Genomic DNA, 15,014 nt, shown 5'->3' on the forward strand with positions numbered 1-15,014 from the left:
CTTAGGCCCTCCTCATTGCAGTAGGACCTTGCGGTCGTTGCCTAGCTCTGCTTCGCAGCGCTGGCGGATGCGGTTGAGCACGTCGTCGAGGCCCGCCGCATCGAAGGGTTCGCGGCACAGCTCGCGCACACTCACCGTGCTCACCTCCTGCTCGGGGAAGGCCCACTTCTGGGCGAGCTGCTCCTGCTGGCGCAGGAGGCCTTCGAGCATTGCCGGCTGATCGCGTAGCCGCACCAGATCCAGGGCCTCAGCGTCGCTGGCCTTCTGCTGCAGCGGTGCCTTCAGCTGCTGCTGCCGCTCCGGCTCCAGCGCCGAAAAGCCAGGGGTCTGCTCCAGCTGCTGCACGCGCTGCTGCACCTGGGCGGCAAGGGCCAGCTGGGCTGCCTGGCGCCGCTGCCCGTAGGCCTCCTCCAGCTTCCTGGTGAGCTGGTCGATCTCAGGCAGCTTCTCGTAGAAGCTGGGAGCCTGCAGCCGATCGTCCAGTGCGGCCTGCTCCGCGTGTAGTTCCGCCGGCAGATCAGCCTCCTGCAGCAGCTGGCCCCAGATCTCAGCGCTCAGCGCTTTTCGAGCACGTTGCAAGTCAGCACTGCGGCTAGCGAGCGTCTCCTGGATTCCCTTGGCCTTCTGCCAGGCCTCCTTGACGGCTTCTGCGCTGCTCTTGAACGCCAGCACCACCTCCTCGTCGTTGTTGTCCTGCCAGGTGGACACCTGCTCGCTGGCCTGCTCCAGCGCCTCAATTCCCGGCAGCTGCAGCGGTGCCAGCGCCCGGCTGGCGCTGTTGAGCTCGGCATTGACGCCCACCGCCACTACGCGAATCTCACGGGCTAAGGGGCCTGGCAACACGCCAGCAACGGTTTTGCCCGCAAACTTCTGGAACAGCTGGCTGGCTTGCAGCACATCTTCTGGCTTCAGCTTGCCGGCGTGGGCGACAAAAAGCGTGGAGCGGAAGGTGCTGTTGTTTGTAAATAGGGGCCGCACCTGGGGGTTGGCGGTGCCCACGAAGCTCTGGGCGTTGTGGGTGGCCTTGAACTTGCCAGCCACCTGCAGGGCCGCCACCAGAAACCTCACCGCATCTAGGGTCCAGCCGTAAGGAGCAGCACCAAAGTGATCGGCCAGCTCCTTGCCACTCCAGCCGGCACTCTTCACCTGGCTGCGGTTGAGCACCGCCTGCAGAGCTGGGCGGTTTGTGTCGATCACCCACTGGCCGCCTTCCTCCTTGCAGAGCCGCAGCTTTTCGATTGAGCCGGTGAGGCCCTTTAGGTTGTCGGCGCTGAGCAGCTTGGTGAGCTCCTCGCTGCTGGGGCTCACCTCCGCCTCACTAAAGCGGGCGTAGATCTTGGCCAGCCCCTCCTTGAGCGCCTCGCGCATCGCATCAACGGCGCTGGCGGGATTGGCTGGAAGCTCACAGATGCCGCCATTGAGCAGGATCTTGCCGTGGATCAGGGTTTGCTCCACCAGGCGGCAGGCCTCCTTCTGGAAGCCAGCAAGCTTGCGGCGCTCCTCGCTGACCAGCTGCACCTGCCCCTTATCGCTGGCGCCCTTGCCTTTGAGATCGATCACCTTCTGGGAGCGGAACCACTCGCCCAAGGCCCGATCCAGCTCCTGGCTGGCGCCCAGCGCCCAGAAGAAGGTATTGGTCTCCTGCTGGCTGGTCTGGCGCAGCTGCTCCTCCCGCTCTTCTTGCACCTCGCTGCTAGCAACCCGCTCCACCTTCACGGGCACATCACCCTTCACCAGCTCGCTGCCGCGGAAGTTGAGGGCAGCCTTGAAGCTCTTGACGCCAGCGCCCAGGGCGGCGCTTGGCACCGGCTCCCAGATCAGCTTCAGGGCCTCAGCCAGCAGCCCATTGCGCTCTGGCACCGAGGGTGCCTGCTGGTTGCGGGTCTGCTCCCACTCTTCCTCTTGCGCGGTGGGGATCTTGTAGGTGCCGTCGGCCGCCTTGCGGATCAGGTTGCGTTCGCTTAGGTGCCGGCAGGCCTCCTGCACCTGGGATTCGAGCGAATCGGCATCGATGGCTGGGTGCAGCACCACGGCCACATTGCGCTCAGTGGCCGGCACCTGATCGACGAACTGCAGCAGGCAGATCGCCTTGGCTACCGGCACCGCCAGCGGATGGTCGGCCTTGCTGGCGATATCGACGATCTTGCCGCGGTACTGCGAATCGATGTTGTTGCTCTGTAGATCAAACACCCGATCGAGGGTCACCAGCGCGCCCACCTGCTTGTCAGCCAGCCCGCTCTGGGGATTGGTGAGCAGCTCCTGGGCCAGCTTGATGATCGCCCGGTTGGCACCGCCGAACTGCTTGCTGGCGCCACCAGAGAGGCGCAGACCCGACACCACCTGAATGATCAGCTCGATCTGATACGGCAGCAGGGGGTAGAGCGCCGCAAAGCCTTTGGCGCCCAGCTCGGGCAAGCGAATCTTGGTGTCGAGCTTGGTGTGAGTGGCCAGGCGGCCCTGGTGCTGCTGGAACAGCTCGGTGAGGGTCACCTCTCCCTGGGCGCTCTTGCCCAGCACCCGCCGGCTGGTCACCTCGGCGATGTCGGAGGGCTCCAGCACCGGCTTGTAGGGGAAGCGATCCTGCAGACGCGCCAGCTCGGTGCGGTTGTCGTCGAGATAGCCCACCACATCGGAGAGCTTCTCCTGGGAGGTGACCATCACCCACACCCTGCCGCGGCCCTTGATGCCGAGCTGCTGCACGATCGCCTGCAGGTCGAGCATCTTCTGGATGTCGCGGGCCACGTACTGGCCCACCTCATCCACCACAAACATCAGCTGCTTACCGGGATGCTTGCGAGCGAGTAGCTCGATGGTGCGCTCCGCCAGGCTGGCAGGTGTGATCGGCACATTTTGATCGCGGGCGTTCTTAAGCCAGCTGTCTTTCTCGGCGTAGGTCTGCGGTTCTATGGCCTGCATCACGGCACTGGCCCTAGGCATTGCCTGCAGCAGGCGCGTCTTAGCGATCGCCCAGTCTTCTCCTGGGTAGAGCTCAGCAAAGGCAGCAAGGAAGGTCTGCAGCTGGCCCTGCTCTTCCAGCTCGATTTCTAGTTCAGCCACCTCCAGGCTGCTGGAGTAGCCGAGGTGATCGAGCAGCTTGCGATAGAAGATCTTGGTGAGATCTTCGCTGGCGTTGACGTTGCGATCCGCCGAGACATCAAAGATGATCGCCTCGGTGGGGATCTGCTCCTTGATCGCCCCCAGCAGGGCCTTGATCGCCTGATTGTTAGCCCGCTGCGCCAGCAGCTCGCCTGCGCTGACACCGCCCAGGTCCCGGTTGCTGATCGCCAGGCCCACATATTTGGCGAAGCTCGACTTACCTGCCCCGAAGAAGCCCGCCACCCAGATCGCAATCGCTTCGCTGGGTTGATTCACCGACTGGCGGTAACCCTCCAGCACCTTGAGCATGCTGGTTTCAATCGATTCGGTGAGGATGTATTCATCGATCTCCTGGCGCACGATCGCCACATCGTCTTGATCGACCTTGATCACTTCTTCGATCTTGCGATCGATCTGGCCGGAGAAGAGTTCGCGAATGGTTTGGGAAGTCATGGTCAGGCGAACAGCTTGGGGCGGTAGTTGTGGTCGGCATCTGCTTCATCCATAAAGCGCAGCCCTGCTGGACCATCCCGCTGGCCGGGGTAGAAGAGCACCACCGGATGCAGCACCCGGTTGCGCAGGTTCTCCAGCAGGGCCGACGGGCGGTGCAGGTCAAAGAGCGACCCCACCCGCTCCAGAAAGACGAGGTGGCTGCTGGTCGGCTTGGAGGTATCAACCGCCTGCGCCACTAGCTCATCCAAGGGCACCGCACCGGCGGCCTTGCCGCTGAGCACATCCCGCAGGGTGTCGCGCACCAGCTCTGGCCCCAGCGAGGCTTCCGCCTCAGCGATCTCCTCCAGCGACAGGCCGGCGGCCTTGATCGCCTGCTCCAGCAGCGCCGCCAGCGAAAGCCGCTGCACTGTCTTGCCCGCGTTCTCCAGCCGGATCGTGAGATCGCGCAGCTCAGCTCTGAGCTCCCATTCGTCCGCCGGTGGATACAGAAAGATCCCGAAGGGCATGTCGGTGTAGGTGCTCAGACCCGCTCCGGAGTCAGCAGCAGTGAGTACGGGCTCAAGTTGCTGCTGCAGGCAGCGCTGCCACTCCTTCATGCCTGCACCGCGAGCTCCCGGCGTCTGGCTCATGACCACACCTCCTGCACCAGGGCTTCGGCGCTGCTGGCCGGCAGCTTGAGATCCACCACTGAGCCGGCGCGGTAGTAGCTGATCACCTTCGCCTGGTGCAGCAGCAGCAAGCGGTGCTCTAGCTCCGCCTCCGGCAGCCGGAACCACAGCCAGCGCGGATCAGCCAGGGCGGCCGCAGTAGTGCGGTTGCTGGCCAGGGCCTGCAGCAGGACATAGAGCAGGGGTTCATCAGCCAGGTAGTAGGCCGTGAAGCGGCGCTTCACGCGGCCCTGCAGCAGGCCGAAATCCACGCCGGCCTTCAGCAGGCCCCCGGCGACGCGCTTGCGGGTGCTCTCTCCCCATTCCTCCACTTCTGGATGGCCCTGGCTGGCGGTGCCGTCCAGCCAGGCGAGTGCTTGATCGGTTTGGAGGAGATCGCCACCGGCGGAGAACATCTCCCAAGTCCAGGCCAGGCCATCGCCCAGCAGGCCCTCGCTGTTGCCCATGTGCCACAGCAGTAGGGGGCGCCAGTGCTGGCGTCCTGTGGCGGTACGAGCAGCCAGGGCCAGCGAGCGGTCGCGCCCGGACGGCTCGAACCTGCGGCTGAAGGTAGTGCACACCTGCTTGAGCCAGGCCTGGGTGGGGGCACCGATGCTGTTGCTGGAGCGCACCCGATCGAGGTTGGTCCTTTTGCTGGCCTCCAGATCCCAGCCCTGGAAGACCTGCAGGGTCTCGCTGACCAAGGCCCCCTTGATCAGCCCAAAGCTGCAATAGGGGGTGATAGCGGGGGCTTTTGTTTGGGCCTTGGCCTTGGGTGCCCTGGGCGTGGTCTTTGCCTTCGGTGCCGCCGGCTTGGGCTGGGATTCGGCCTTCGCCTTGGCCGTTGTTTTGGCGCTGGCCTTGCGTCCAGGCTTGGGGGTCGCTGACTTGGCCGCAGCCTTCTTCTCTGCTGCTGGAGCAGACGCCGAGGCAGGAGCCGGCTTGCGCTTGGCCTTGGTTGCCGTTGCCATCAGCCCGCCACCTGCAGGTACGGGACCACCAGCTGCCCTGGCTGGCCGCAGAGAAAGCCGGCTGCCAGCCGCTCGATGTGCCCCTGATTGATCTCGAAGGGATCGTCCAGCCGCAAGGCCTTGGCGGTCTGGGGGGTCTGCTGGCGGGCCCACTCGATCGCATCGGGATCAAGCTCGGCTAGCTCCACAAGCGCCTGGGGCCACTGCTCCGCGCTCAGGCCCCAGGCCGCCTGGAAGCAGTCCGCCCACTCCTGGGGTTCATCCAGCCAGCGGTTGCGCTCGTTCTCGAAGGCGTCCTCCAGCTGGGGCGTCAGCCGGAACAGGTGGCAGGTGATCGGTCCGCCTGGGGTGGGCTGGATTGCCAGGGCCTCATCGCAGGCCAGCTGGGCCACGCGGAACCCGGCCCGGGTCTGGGCAAAGGGCGCCGAGCGGGGAAAGCCCTGCTGGAACAGGAACTCCCCCGTACCGGTGAGCACGCCACTGTTCCACCAGCCCAGCCGCTGGGTCTCGCCCATGGCCGCCACCACCAGGCGGAGCTTGAAGAGCTGGCGGAAGTCCATCCGGGTGGGGCAGGGTGCGGCTAATTGACACCAAGGATGATGCCTCGTTGGCCAGGCCGGTCAATTCATGGCGAAACCCTGCAGCGACTGGCATCTGCTTGCGAGGAGGCGCAGGCTCAGAACTATGCGCCTGGTGCATAGATTTAGGGCTCGTTATCTTCTCCCCTCTGCAATCTGAGCGCCTCCTCGTACTCCGCCCCGATCCCCAGCCCTGAGTCCTCATCAGACATCAGCCGCTATCACTTCGCGGGCCTGCGGCCACATGACCACACAGATCAGGCAGGCCAGGGCCGCTAACTTTGGTCCCGGCCGAAGCCTGCCCTTCTAAAGGCCCGGAGGCCCCGAGCCCTTAGAAGGGCAGCAGAGCCTCCAGCTCGGGATCACCCGGCTGCTCTGGCTGCTCCGCCTGGCGCTCGATCAGCAGCTCATCGAGCAGCTCAGCAAGCCTGAGCAAACCTCGGCCCCAGCACTCCTCGCTGAGGAAAAGGAGTAAGCCATCGCTGCTGGCAGAGAAATGAAGCCGGCGGGCGGTGTGGACGTGAGCGAGGGCCATGGTGGGCGCAGCGCAGGACGCCACCTCCAGCGTGGGGCGGGGTCAAGGACCGCGACTCCCTTGATGTGCCGCGCCATGCGGCACCACCGTCAACAAGCCCGCGGGCATGGCTCCGATCCTTGACGCCGCCCCGCACCATGAAGAGGCCTGCGCGGCACCCCCCCCCAAGGGGATCAAGCCTCCGCCTGTTCCGGGCAGATCAGATCCGCAGCCCGGCGGGCATCGCCGAGCACCTGCAGCAGCACCCGCGGCGATTCCTTGAGCAGCTCCACCCAGTGGCCCAGATAGGCGGCGTGATTGGCCATGGCACTGCCGATTTCCAGGCGATCGCCGAGCAGCACGGCCCCCAGCTCGGCTACTAACTCTTCGCGGGCATAGGCACGGCCGCCATCACCGGCTTCTCCGATGCCACCAGAGAGATCCCTGGCTAGGCGGGAGCTGTGGCCGGTGGAGTGAATGGCTTCATGGGCCCAGGTGGAATACAGGGCCCCAGCTGAATGGAAGGCGGCACGCTCCGGTAGCTGGATGCGATCAGGCCCCGGCAGATAGCAGGCCCGATCCCCACCGAAACACACTTCCACGGGCCAGCTGCTCAGCACCGCTTCTGCCGCTGCCAGCCGCTCCGGCTCCGGGTGCAGCACGGCTCCCTCGACTTGGTAGCGCTTCTGGATCAGCTCTTCCAGAGCCTCGCCCTCCAGATCCCCGGCATTGAAGAGCGCCACCGGCCGGTAGCTCACCCAACTGCGCCCGGCAGTGGCGACACCCCCGCCGGCTGTGGCTTCTCCAGCATCGGCAGGGCCAGAGCCCTCCCCGGAGGCCGCTTCCAACAGCTGACCTTCGCCCTGCTCATGCAGCTGGGGCCGGAGCACGTACACCGCCTTGCTGCCCTTGCGGGGAAAGATCCCCAACGCCTTGGCCTCGGCAAAGCCGCACCAGTAGGGCAGGGCTGATCCCCGCAGATGCAGCCCCAGGGTGAGCAGCACCGGATTGGCCCCGCGGTAGCGCCGGCCCGACAGCAGATTCACGTGATGCCCGCCGGCTGCGGCATCCCACTCCCGCCGCCAAGGAGTGGTGCCCGCTTCCAGCAGGGCAATCAGGGAGGCCACCAGCTTCTCTTCTGGGGAAGCCTTGGCTGCGGCCGAACCTTGGGATCGGATGGAGCGGGATGGGGAAGCAACAGCCACGAAGGGGCAAGCGCAGGACCGCAAGCGCCAGCGCGGCCAGCGTCAAGGGCCGGCCGCAGCACTCACAACAACCAGTGCCCTGGGCGTCTCATCGCTTGCGGTGGGCCGGCTTGCGAAGCCCTTGCGCGGCCACGCACGCTGAGGAATCCTGCGCGTCGTGTTTCCGCTCTCAAACGCCCGAAGAAGCTGAGGATCACTCCTCTTCGTCGGAGCCACCCATGGGGATCAGCTTGATCTGCTTGCGGCCGAGCTTGATCTCGAACTCATCGCCAGGCTTCAGATCCAGCATGGCGGTGTAGGCCTTGCCCACCATCAGATTGCCGTTGAACTGCACCTTGGTGGAGTAGGCCAACTTGCGGCCACCCTTACCCGGCCCACGGCCACCATCAGTGCCAAGGCTGACACCTTTGGCAACGAGCAGGGCTTCGTAGAAGGCGGTGAAGTTGATCCGTTCGCCACCATCTTTTTTGGTGGTCACATAACCACATTCCCGCGCCAGGTCTGACTTGGAGACATCGCCGAGCTCCTTAACCTTGGCGAGCAGATCCGGACCAGTAAGCATCGCTCTACAACAGTGGTATCAATAACATAACAAGTTATAGCTCGTTGTCTGCAGCTAGAGCGACACCCCGATGGATTTACAGCCGTTCTTCAGTCGACGGCCCTCGGGATGATCCGTGTTGTGCTCAGGCACAGACCCGCACTGCCGAACTAGTTGGATGCGTGCCCCTTGGGCCTGCGTCGGGAAAGGAGCAAGCCAGCCCCGGAGATGATCACCACCAGGGTGGATAGGCCGAGCAGCACGGAGTAGTAGGGCTGCAGGTTCAGCGGGCCAAAGCGACGGGAATGGATCTTGAGCAGCCAGAAGGCATCGATGCCCTGCTCCAGCAACAAGCTGTAGAGCGAGCCGGTGGCCGCGGTGACCAACAGCGGTACCGCCGCAATCGGCACGACCCAACGATGCAGCTGGCGCCAGCGGGATTTCGTCAGCAAGACCATGGCAAGTACGGCGGATGAATCAGTGATGACGCAGGTGCTGGTGTAAGGCAGCCTCATTGCTGCAGGGCATCCACTTGTCATTGTTGCGATGGGTGCCCTCACAACCCAGCTCCTTGGCCCGTTGCTCGGCCTGCTCCTGGCTGTCGTAGAGGCCCTTGGGGTGGGCATGACCGCCGACAGGCGCAGCCACCACGGCCAGGACCAAACCAGAGATGAGGGCCTTGATGAACTTGTTCATTGGGGTTTTTGGTGCTGGATCAGAAGTTGAACAATGCGTCATATTGGCTGTACTCCGGCTTGCTCAATCCCTCAAGCCGCAGCATGCGCCGCAGCTCAATGATTTCGTTGCGCTGGGCCACGATCATCTCCCGTGACAACCTGCGCACAGTGGGATTGCTGCTCTTCTTGAGTGCATCGTGTGCCATCTCCAGGGCACCGCCATGGTGGGCGATCATCCCTTCCAGAAACCAGACCACGCGGTTGTCCTTGGTGGGGGTGGAGCCCATCATCTGCATCGCCTGGATCTGGGCGGCGCTCATGCGCTCCAGGCCGGCCATGCTGTTGGCATCCCCGCCGGGCTTGAGCGCCACGGGATACACAGGAGCCTCCGGATACCAGGCCTTGCGCCATTGCCCCATGGCCTTGATCTCGCGGGCTTGCTCGCGCCAGATGCCGTTGGCGAGGGCACCCACACCGGGAGAACCGATGTTGAACACGAACTCGCTCATCCGTAGAGCACCGGTGTGGTGCTGCACCATGGCGTCGAGCCAGCGCAGGTCGTAGGTGGCGCCGGCCGGGCCAACGTCATGACTGTGGCTGTCATGACTGTGGCTGTCATGGCTGCCCTGCCCGTGATGGCCCTGACCAGCGGCCGGGGTCATGGGGACTGCGTTGTGGTGTTGATGGTGCTGGTGATGCTGATGGTGGTGGTGGTGGGGATCGCCCTGGGCCAGAACCGGAGCAGCCCAGACCCCAGAGAGCAGCAGGGAGACGGCGAGCGAACGCATGGAAAAGGGCAAGCGATGACTCTACGATGTAGTCTCCCCCTAGAGGAGAGTCAAGTGGTGGTTGCTGCACCCCTGAAGATCGGCGAGGTGGCTCAGCGCTCCGGCCTCACCATCAAGACGATCCGCTTCTACTGCGATCAAGACCTGATCCAGCCCAGCAGCCGCAGTGAGGGCGGCTACCGGTTGTTTGGCGACGAGGTGTTCGCGGAGCTGGCCCTGATCCGCACCCTCAAAGCCATGGACATCCCCCTCCAGAACGTGACGCAAATTCTGGAATCGCGCCGTTCGAGGATCTGCACGTGTGAATCGCTGAAAGCGACAATCCGCAGCAAAGCGGGCGAGATCGAACAGAAGATCGATGCCCTGCACAATCTGCGCCAAGAGCTCAATGGCCTGCTCAGCAGCTGGGAAGACTGCGGCGGCCGCAAACCCTCAGCGGCCTGAAGCGCCGTACCACTGGCGATACCCCGCTTGATCCGATCAGCAGTCCAGCAGCGAGGAGCGGAATCCAGCAGCAGCGCTGTCCCTGATTCTTGCCCATGGCAATCCACGTTCTTTGGATGCACTATCAGGACGTTCTCGCGGCTTGAGCGCCAAGCGGGCTGATCCCGCAGCTGATCACCTGCCGAAAGGCTTCAATCCGCACCTGGCAGCATCACGCAGAAGCAGCTCGCGTCCCCCATGCGGATATCACCGTGATGGTGCTTCCTTGGTGCCGGGAGCGGGCTGGATCCAGTCGCGTAGTGCGATCAACGGCATCAGCACTGAACCGCTGCAGATCATCGATCAGCGGAAGATCAGAGGCCTTCACAGTGCTGCACCGCCTTGAGATAGATCAGTTTGCCGAGGCCGTCCTGGCCGGTGAGGTTGCTGGAATGTCTGAGCTTGATCTGCTCATCGATGCAGAGGTTGTAACGATGGTCTTTGACGGCCCCAGGAATCTGCAACAAGGCAAGGGTCAGCAGGCTGAGGCTGCTGATGGCAGCCAGAACCAGGTAGGCGTGCGCCCGCACCATCTCTCGGGCTGTGAGCTGTTGGCTGTGATCACTCATGGTTTGTCCTCACGTTCTCCAAGGATGCCTTGTGATCCTGGCGATGAAACAAAGCGATCCCCTGGCTGCCGATCAGGCCACCGCCGTCCGGCGCTGCTGTGTGGCGTAAAGAGCTGCCCCGCCTGCCGCCAGAACCAAGCCACCGCTGATGGCGAAAAACACCAGCGTCTGCAGCAGCAACAGGAAGATTCCAATGGCCGAACCGGTGACGATCTGAACCCTGGCCTTGATCAGCAGGGTGAGCAGCAGGAGCAGGGTGGCCTTGAGGGCCAACACCTTGGCCGTGCTGAATGGCAAGAAGGGGTTCAGAAGCACGACAAGATCACGGGTGAGCCCATGCTGGCGGCAGGTCGTGCGCGGCGCGAGTCGACACCCAGGCCATGACCACCCAAGCGCCTCAGGTGGGCAGCACCAGAGCCTCGGGCTCCGGGTGATCCAGCCGGAACAACCGGTCATCTGCTGCCCGCCGGCAGGTGAGCAAGAACAGCGGCATGTCGATGCCAAAGGTTTGCTCAAACAGCGCCACAACACCGGCGGTGCCATCCAGACCGCAGGCTTGGATGGCGCGCCTCAGGCCTTGGCGCGGCTGATCGGTGAGGGCAGCAAACAACCCGTTGAGGCGCTGCTCCAGCAGGGCCTGGGCTGGTGTCATCCCCCGGACCTGCTCAAAGCTGACATTTAGGCAGTCTTGGCTGATGCCAAGAGCCTGGGGAACAGCCGTCATCTCGATCGACTCTTGCAGATGAAGACCGAAATACTGCCGTGCCTTGGCGACGGTTTGCATCGGGCAGCCGCAGGCTTCTGAAACTGCTTCAGAAGCCAGTTGAGCAACGCCTTTACTCACGAAGGACAGAACAGGCAATACCGCAATCTCATGACCGTTATGAATTCATGCTGCCAGTCAATAGCCAGGCGGGCGTTGGGTCAGCAGGCAAAGAAAACACATTGCAAGGTGCAGTGACCCTCTGGAATCTGTCGAATTAAATCAACACACAGGGTGTAAATCTGTATTGATTCAGAAGATGCCTTGCCTCACTTTCCCCTGATCGTGCAACTGAAATCAGTCGCTCCTGCCGGGCGATGAAGGGAGTTCCAAGCGTCGCCCTGGCGGCGCTTTTTTGATATGCGTTCGCCCGTCCGACGCAAGCCCCAAATCAGGCAGTGGACGATTCTGCAGGCGTCCACTGTCGTGGTGTAGCGAGGAGATGATTCAACGACCACTCTTCTGCAGATTTCTTTTCCAGGCGGCGGGTTCCACGGGCTTTAGGCCCCTGCTGATCTCTACTCGGCCAGCGACTTTCTTCAGGGCTTTCATCGAATCCAATTCATAAGTTCGATTCCATTTATGACCATTTACGTAGGCAACCTCTCCTTCGATGCCGAAGTAGGGGACCTCGAGCTCCTGTTTGCCGAATACGGCTCGGTGCGCAAGTGCAGCCTGCCGCTTGATCGCGACTCCGGCCGCAAGCGTGGCTTCGCCTTCATCGACATGGCAGACGCCAACGACGAGACCAAGGCAATCACAGCCCTCCAGGACGTGGAGTGGATGGGCCGGATGATCCGCGTCAACAAGGCAGAACCCCGCCCGACCGCATCAGCGGGCGGCGCCCGCTGATGAGCTGACTCCAGCACATCACATCACAACTACAACAACCACCTTTAACTCTTATGGCTGATTCTTCTCCCCGCTTTGGTTTCGTCGCATTCGCCGAAACCTGGAACGGCCGCATGGCCATGCTCGGCTTCGTGATCGGTCTGGGCACTGAGCTGCTCACCGGCCAGAGCATCCTTGGCCAACTCGGCCTGGGCTGATCCATACCTGGTGGTGGTGCTCAGCCGGCCCAGCGACCTGGCCCTTCCCCCTTGGACTCAGTCCAGGGGGTTTTTTGTTGAGGCGTGAAGTTCGGGTAAGCGAACCCGAAAAACCCCTGATGGCGCCACGCCTTGCCTGCCCTCGCGACAACATATGAAGGAGTCGTTACAAAGCAAGTGACCCTTGGCGAAGTTTTCCTTGAGGCGATCACCACAGGGGTGATCACAGACAACGAGATCGCTTGGGTAGCCCGCAGCCAGGGCCGCTTTTCACGCGCCGAGGAAGCCACCGCCTTGCGCCTGGGCCGCCTCCTTGATGCTGGGGTGGTCAATCCCGGCTGCCGGATCCCATCGCGGCTGCTCCAGCACAAGCAAATCGCCAACGACTGGATCGAGCCCCTCGGCCGGCGTCGGGGCACCCTGGTCTCCGTCTAGGAGTTCAGGTGATGACGCGAGTGAGAGCAGGCGATGGTGGCGGCGTCCACTGCGGCGGACACGCCCGCCAGCCAGGGTCAGCTCCAGGCTCTGGCTCCAGCGGTCGTAGCGGAGTGCCTTGAAGTCCAGCCCTGGCATCGGCTCGTGAGGTGCTCGCCATGGGCAATCAGGCCCTGGTGCAGCTGGCAGGTGAGCACCGGGATGCAGACCTTGCGGCTGCGAGCCCTGAGAAGCGTATCGGCTTCGAGGTAAGGCCACTCCTCGACTGGGGTTTCGAATCTGGCCGCCAGAGCCGCCGGCCGGGGAAGGGTAACGCCCATGAACACCTCTGATGCGTACACCTGTACTAGCACAGTTGAGCCGGGATCTGGGGTTGACGCAGGGCCTGTCAACAGCCTGTCAGCGGCCTGTCAGCCCCCGATCTTGCGATCCAACCACTGGGTCAGCACATAGACCCCGATAAACATCGGCAGATAGGCGATCCACATATTCGGCAGGTCGAGCTCTGCGTTGTTGATCAACACAAGGCCGCCATAGCTGATCGCGCCATAGACCAAGGCCCTGCGCAATGGTCCGGTGATCTTGTTCAAGCGAAACCTAGCGTGGAGCTCTGCTTCAGGCTAGGCCTGGCTCTGCTGCTAGGCGCCATTCCACATGGCCCCGTAGATGGTGAGACACACAAAAACCAGTTGTCATGACATCAATAACCTGGCTTTCACGGCGAGTTGCGCCAATCTGGTTTTGCCTTACGAGCCCATGGGCCCCCGTATGGAGAAGCTCGGCCGCTTTCTGCTGCGCGGCCTGCGCATCGGTGCCAGCACAGTGTCGATCGTGGAGCTGCTACGCAACGACTGGACAGGCGGCATCACAGCAGGGGTGGCCTGGCTGGTTTTTCTACAGGTGGAGCAGCGGCTTCCCCCGACACCCAAGGCGCCCAAGGAGTGATCAGTTGCTCGCGGACAGTAGCGATGCTAATTCAACCCTAGGCATTCGGCACAAAGAATTGTTCATTTCTAAGGATTTACGAGGGGCTTCTCAAGCTTTTTCTTGACCTTCTTTATGACATCCTGATCGTTGGCACTTGTCTCAAAACGGCATCCAATCCGATGCATTCAAAACACGACTAATTCCTTGTTCTTTGCAGGTTGGCGCTGCTCTACCATTGCCAAGCAGCGGTGCATCATTATGAGAGTCAAAGCTAGTGCCTTTGGATACAGACAGACACCAGGCACTCGTCACAAGATTGCCTGTAATTTAATTTTCAGCCTCAGGCATTCGCCAGACACTCCTCTGCTTAGCCAACGGAAAAGATACTTTCTTGTTCGAGTCCATTTCCAATGGCTTTGCCTCCAAGATCTAATGAATACAGAGCATTCCCAAACAAACCTTCGCAACCCTATAAATGAATCCAGTTTATCTACCTCCCAAGATTGCAACCTTGAAACACACCTCTACGCCCTACAGGGGCGAGTGGATTATTTACCAATTCGCAAATCGTGAGTACAAGGCAATTCACGAAGTGCCTCAGCAAAACGGAGAGCGCAAGGCAGTTGAAAGCGTCTCTCTCGCCTCAATTGCCGAAGCCCAATCATTTTCAGGCTATCTCGGCTCCTACGGCTGGCAGCGGGTTTGGGATCTCAAATAAAAGTGTTCAAGCCAAGCATTCTGAGCCCTCACAACGACAATTCATAGATCCATTTAATGGACATCTGGGTCAGAGTGTGAGCTGCACAGCTAGATCGACGTAGGCTCTGATGGCCATGCTTTTTCACATTCGTCATGCTCTGCGCTATGTCTACGCGCAACCCGTATTTCTTGAGCCCACCACACTTCGCCTCGCTCCCCGCAGCGACCCAGCCCAGCAGCTCCTGCATCACGAGCTGAGGGTGCAGCCCCAACCAAGCGGCAGCAGCCGCGTGCTGGAGGCAGATGGTGGCGAAGCCCTTGTGCTTTGGTTTGACCCGTTGCAGCACGAGCTCAGCATCGAAGTGGAGATGGTGGTGCGCACCACACGCGCCAACCCCTTCGATTGGATCGTGACCCATCCACCGGCGTTGGTTCTGCCGGCTGCCTATCCGTCTGCCGAGGCTCGATCCCTGCTTGCCTGCCTGGCCGGGACCCCCGGTTTCAGGAAAGATGTCACCCCTCTCGTCAGTACACCCGGGGGCTTGAGGACATGACCAATGCGTCGTTACAGCGAGGCCGTCAAGGCTGACGTGAGAAGGCGGATGAGCCCGCCGCACCG

General features: G+C 62.3%; 21 protein-coding genes. 7 read left to right on the forward strand and 14 right to left on the reverse strand.

Annotated features, from left to right (window positions below):
* Positions 1–12: 12 nt before the first annotated feature.
* From brxC to KBY70_RS13250, 10 genes are all read right to left on the reverse strand, one after another.
* Positions 13–3,549, reverse strand: coding sequence for a BREX system P-loop protein BrxC (gene brxC / locus KBY70_RS13205; RefSeq protein WP_254988813.1), 3,537 nt, complete (start codon positions 3,547–3,549; stop codon positions 13–15).
* Positions 3,550–3,551: 2 nt separating this feature from the next.
* Positions 3,552–4,145 (reverse strand): BREX protein BrxB domain-containing protein, encoded by a 594-nt coding sequence (locus tag KBY70_RS13210; protein ID WP_254988814.1) that lies wholly within the window; start codon positions 4,143–4,145, stop codon positions 3,552–3,554.
* Positions 4,146–4,174: 29 nt separating this feature from the next.
* Positions 4,175–5,167 (reverse strand): BrxA family protein, encoded by a 993-nt coding sequence (locus KBY70_RS13215; RefSeq protein WP_254988815.1) that lies wholly within the window; start codon positions 5,165–5,167, stop codon positions 4,175–4,177.
* Positions 5,167–5,727, reverse strand: coding sequence for a BrxE family protein (locus KBY70_RS13220; RefSeq protein ID WP_254988816.1), 561 nt, complete (start codon positions 5,725–5,727; stop codon positions 5,167–5,169). Before KBY70_RS13220 ends, KBY70_RS13215 begins: the two co-directional genes overlap by 1 nt.
* Positions 5,728–6,076: 349 nt before the next feature.
* On the reverse strand, positions 6,077–6,280 hold the full coding sequence (locus tag KBY70_RS13225; protein WP_254988817.1) for a hypothetical protein: 204 nt from the start codon (positions 6,278–6,280) through the stop codon (positions 6,077–6,079).
* Between the two features lie 173 nt (positions 6,281–6,453).
* Positions 6,454–7,386, reverse strand: coding sequence for an ArdC family protein (locus tag KBY70_RS13230; protein ID WP_254988818.1), 933 nt, complete (start codon positions 7,384–7,386; stop codon positions 6,454–6,456).
* Between the two features lie 271 nt (positions 7,387–7,657).
* A complete protein-coding gene (locus tag KBY70_RS13235; protein WP_254988819.1) occupies positions 7,658–8,026 on the reverse strand; it encodes an AbrB family transcriptional regulator in 369 nt (122 codons plus the stop codon).
* Positions 8,027–8,175: 149 nt separating this feature from the next.
* On the reverse strand, positions 8,176–8,463 hold the full coding sequence (locus tag KBY70_RS13240; protein WP_254988820.1) for a hypothetical protein: 288 nt from the start codon (positions 8,461–8,463) through the stop codon (positions 8,176–8,178).
* Positions 8,464–8,482: 19 nt separating this feature from the next.
* Positions 8,483–8,701, reverse strand: coding sequence for a DUF3721 domain-containing protein (locus KBY70_RS13245; RefSeq protein ID WP_254988821.1), 219 nt, complete (start codon positions 8,699–8,701; stop codon positions 8,483–8,485).
* Between the two features lie 19 nt (positions 8,702–8,720).
* Positions 8,721–9,344: a DUF305 domain-containing protein gene (locus KBY70_RS13250; RefSeq protein WP_254988822.1), complete on the reverse strand. Its 624-nt coding sequence runs from the start codon at positions 9,342–9,344 to the stop codon at positions 8,721–8,723.
* On the opposite strand from KBY70_RS13250, the gene KBY70_RS13255 reads away from it, so the two are divergent.
* Entirely contained in the window at positions 9,318–9,914 is a 597-nt protein-coding gene (locus KBY70_RS13255; RefSeq protein WP_254988823.1) for a MerR family transcriptional regulator, read from the forward strand. The two genes, KBY70_RS13250 and KBY70_RS13255, sit on opposite strands and share 27 nt — an antisense overlap.
* 353 nt (positions 9,915–10,267) lie before the next feature.
* On the opposite strand, the gene KBY70_RS13260 is transcribed toward KBY70_RS13255, so the two are convergent.
* The 3 genes from KBY70_RS13260 to KBY70_RS13270 all read right to left on the reverse strand — a co-directional run bounded on the left by KBY70_RS13260 (position 10,268) and on the right by KBY70_RS13270 (position 11,306).
* On the reverse strand, positions 10,268–10,522 hold the full coding sequence (locus KBY70_RS13260) for a hypothetical protein (protein ID WP_254988824.1): 255 nt from the start codon (positions 10,520–10,522) through the stop codon (positions 10,268–10,270).
* A 72-nt stretch (positions 10,523–10,594) separates the two neighbouring features.
* Positions 10,595–10,837: a hypothetical protein gene (locus KBY70_RS13265; RefSeq protein WP_094560359.1), complete on the reverse strand. Its 243-nt coding sequence runs from the start codon at positions 10,835–10,837 to the stop codon at positions 10,595–10,597.
* 82 nt (positions 10,838–10,919) lie between these two features.
* Positions 10,920–11,306 (reverse strand): helix-turn-helix domain-containing protein, encoded by a 387-nt coding sequence (locus tag KBY70_RS13270; protein WP_254988825.1) that lies wholly within the window; start codon positions 11,304–11,306, stop codon positions 10,920–10,922.
* A gap of 561 nt (positions 11,307–11,867) precedes the next feature.
* On the opposite strand from KBY70_RS13270, the gene KBY70_RS13275 reads away from it, so the two are divergent.
* From KBY70_RS13275 to KBY70_RS13285, 3 genes are all read left to right on the forward strand, one after another.
* On the forward strand, positions 11,868–12,137 hold the full coding sequence (locus tag KBY70_RS13275; RefSeq protein ID WP_254988826.1) for an RNA recognition motif domain-containing protein: 270 nt from the start codon (positions 11,868–11,870) through the stop codon (positions 12,135–12,137).
* A gap of 53 nt (positions 12,138–12,190) precedes the next feature.
* Positions 12,191–12,334 (forward strand): high light inducible protein, encoded by a 144-nt coding sequence (locus tag KBY70_RS13280; RefSeq protein WP_094560353.1) that lies wholly within the window; start codon positions 12,191–12,193, stop codon positions 12,332–12,334.
* Between the two features lie 177 nt (positions 12,335–12,511).
* Positions 12,512–12,769, forward strand: coding sequence for a hypothetical protein (locus tag KBY70_RS13285; RefSeq protein WP_094560351.1), 258 nt, complete (start codon positions 12,512–12,514; stop codon positions 12,767–12,769).
* Between the two features lie 410 nt (positions 12,770–13,179).
* On the opposite strand, the gene KBY70_RS13290 is transcribed toward KBY70_RS13285, so the two are convergent.
* Positions 13,180–13,359 (reverse strand): hypothetical protein, encoded by a 180-nt coding sequence (locus tag KBY70_RS13290; protein ID WP_094560349.1) that lies wholly within the window; start codon positions 13,357–13,359, stop codon positions 13,180–13,182.
* A gap of 166 nt (positions 13,360–13,525) precedes the next feature.
* Between KBY70_RS13290 and KBY70_RS13295 the strand changes: the two genes are divergently transcribed.
* The 3 genes from KBY70_RS13295 to KBY70_RS13305 all read left to right on the forward strand — a co-directional run bounded on the left by KBY70_RS13295 (position 13,526) and on the right by KBY70_RS13305 (position 14,949).
* On the forward strand, positions 13,526–13,714 hold the full coding sequence (locus KBY70_RS13295) for a hypothetical protein (RefSeq protein WP_094560347.1): 189 nt from the start codon (positions 13,526–13,528) through the stop codon (positions 13,712–13,714).
* A 493-nt stretch (positions 13,715–14,207) separates the two neighbouring features.
* On the forward strand, positions 14,208–14,414 hold the full coding sequence (locus KBY70_RS13300) for a hypothetical protein (protein WP_233128582.1): 207 nt from the start codon (positions 14,208–14,210) through the stop codon (positions 14,412–14,414).
* Between the two features lie 109 nt (positions 14,415–14,523).
* Positions 14,524–14,949 carry a transglutaminase N-terminal domain-containing protein gene (locus KBY70_RS13305; protein WP_254988827.1) on the forward strand — a complete coding sequence of 142 codons (426 nt, stop codon included), beginning with the start codon at positions 14,524–14,526 and terminating at the stop codon, positions 14,947–14,949.
* Positions 14,950–15,014 lie beyond the last annotated feature (65 nt).

Source organism: Cyanobium sp. ATX 6E8 (assembly GCF_024346335.1).
Taxonomy (GTDB): domain Bacteria; phylum Cyanobacteriota; class Cyanobacteriia; order PCC-6307; family Cyanobiaceae; genus Cyanobium_A.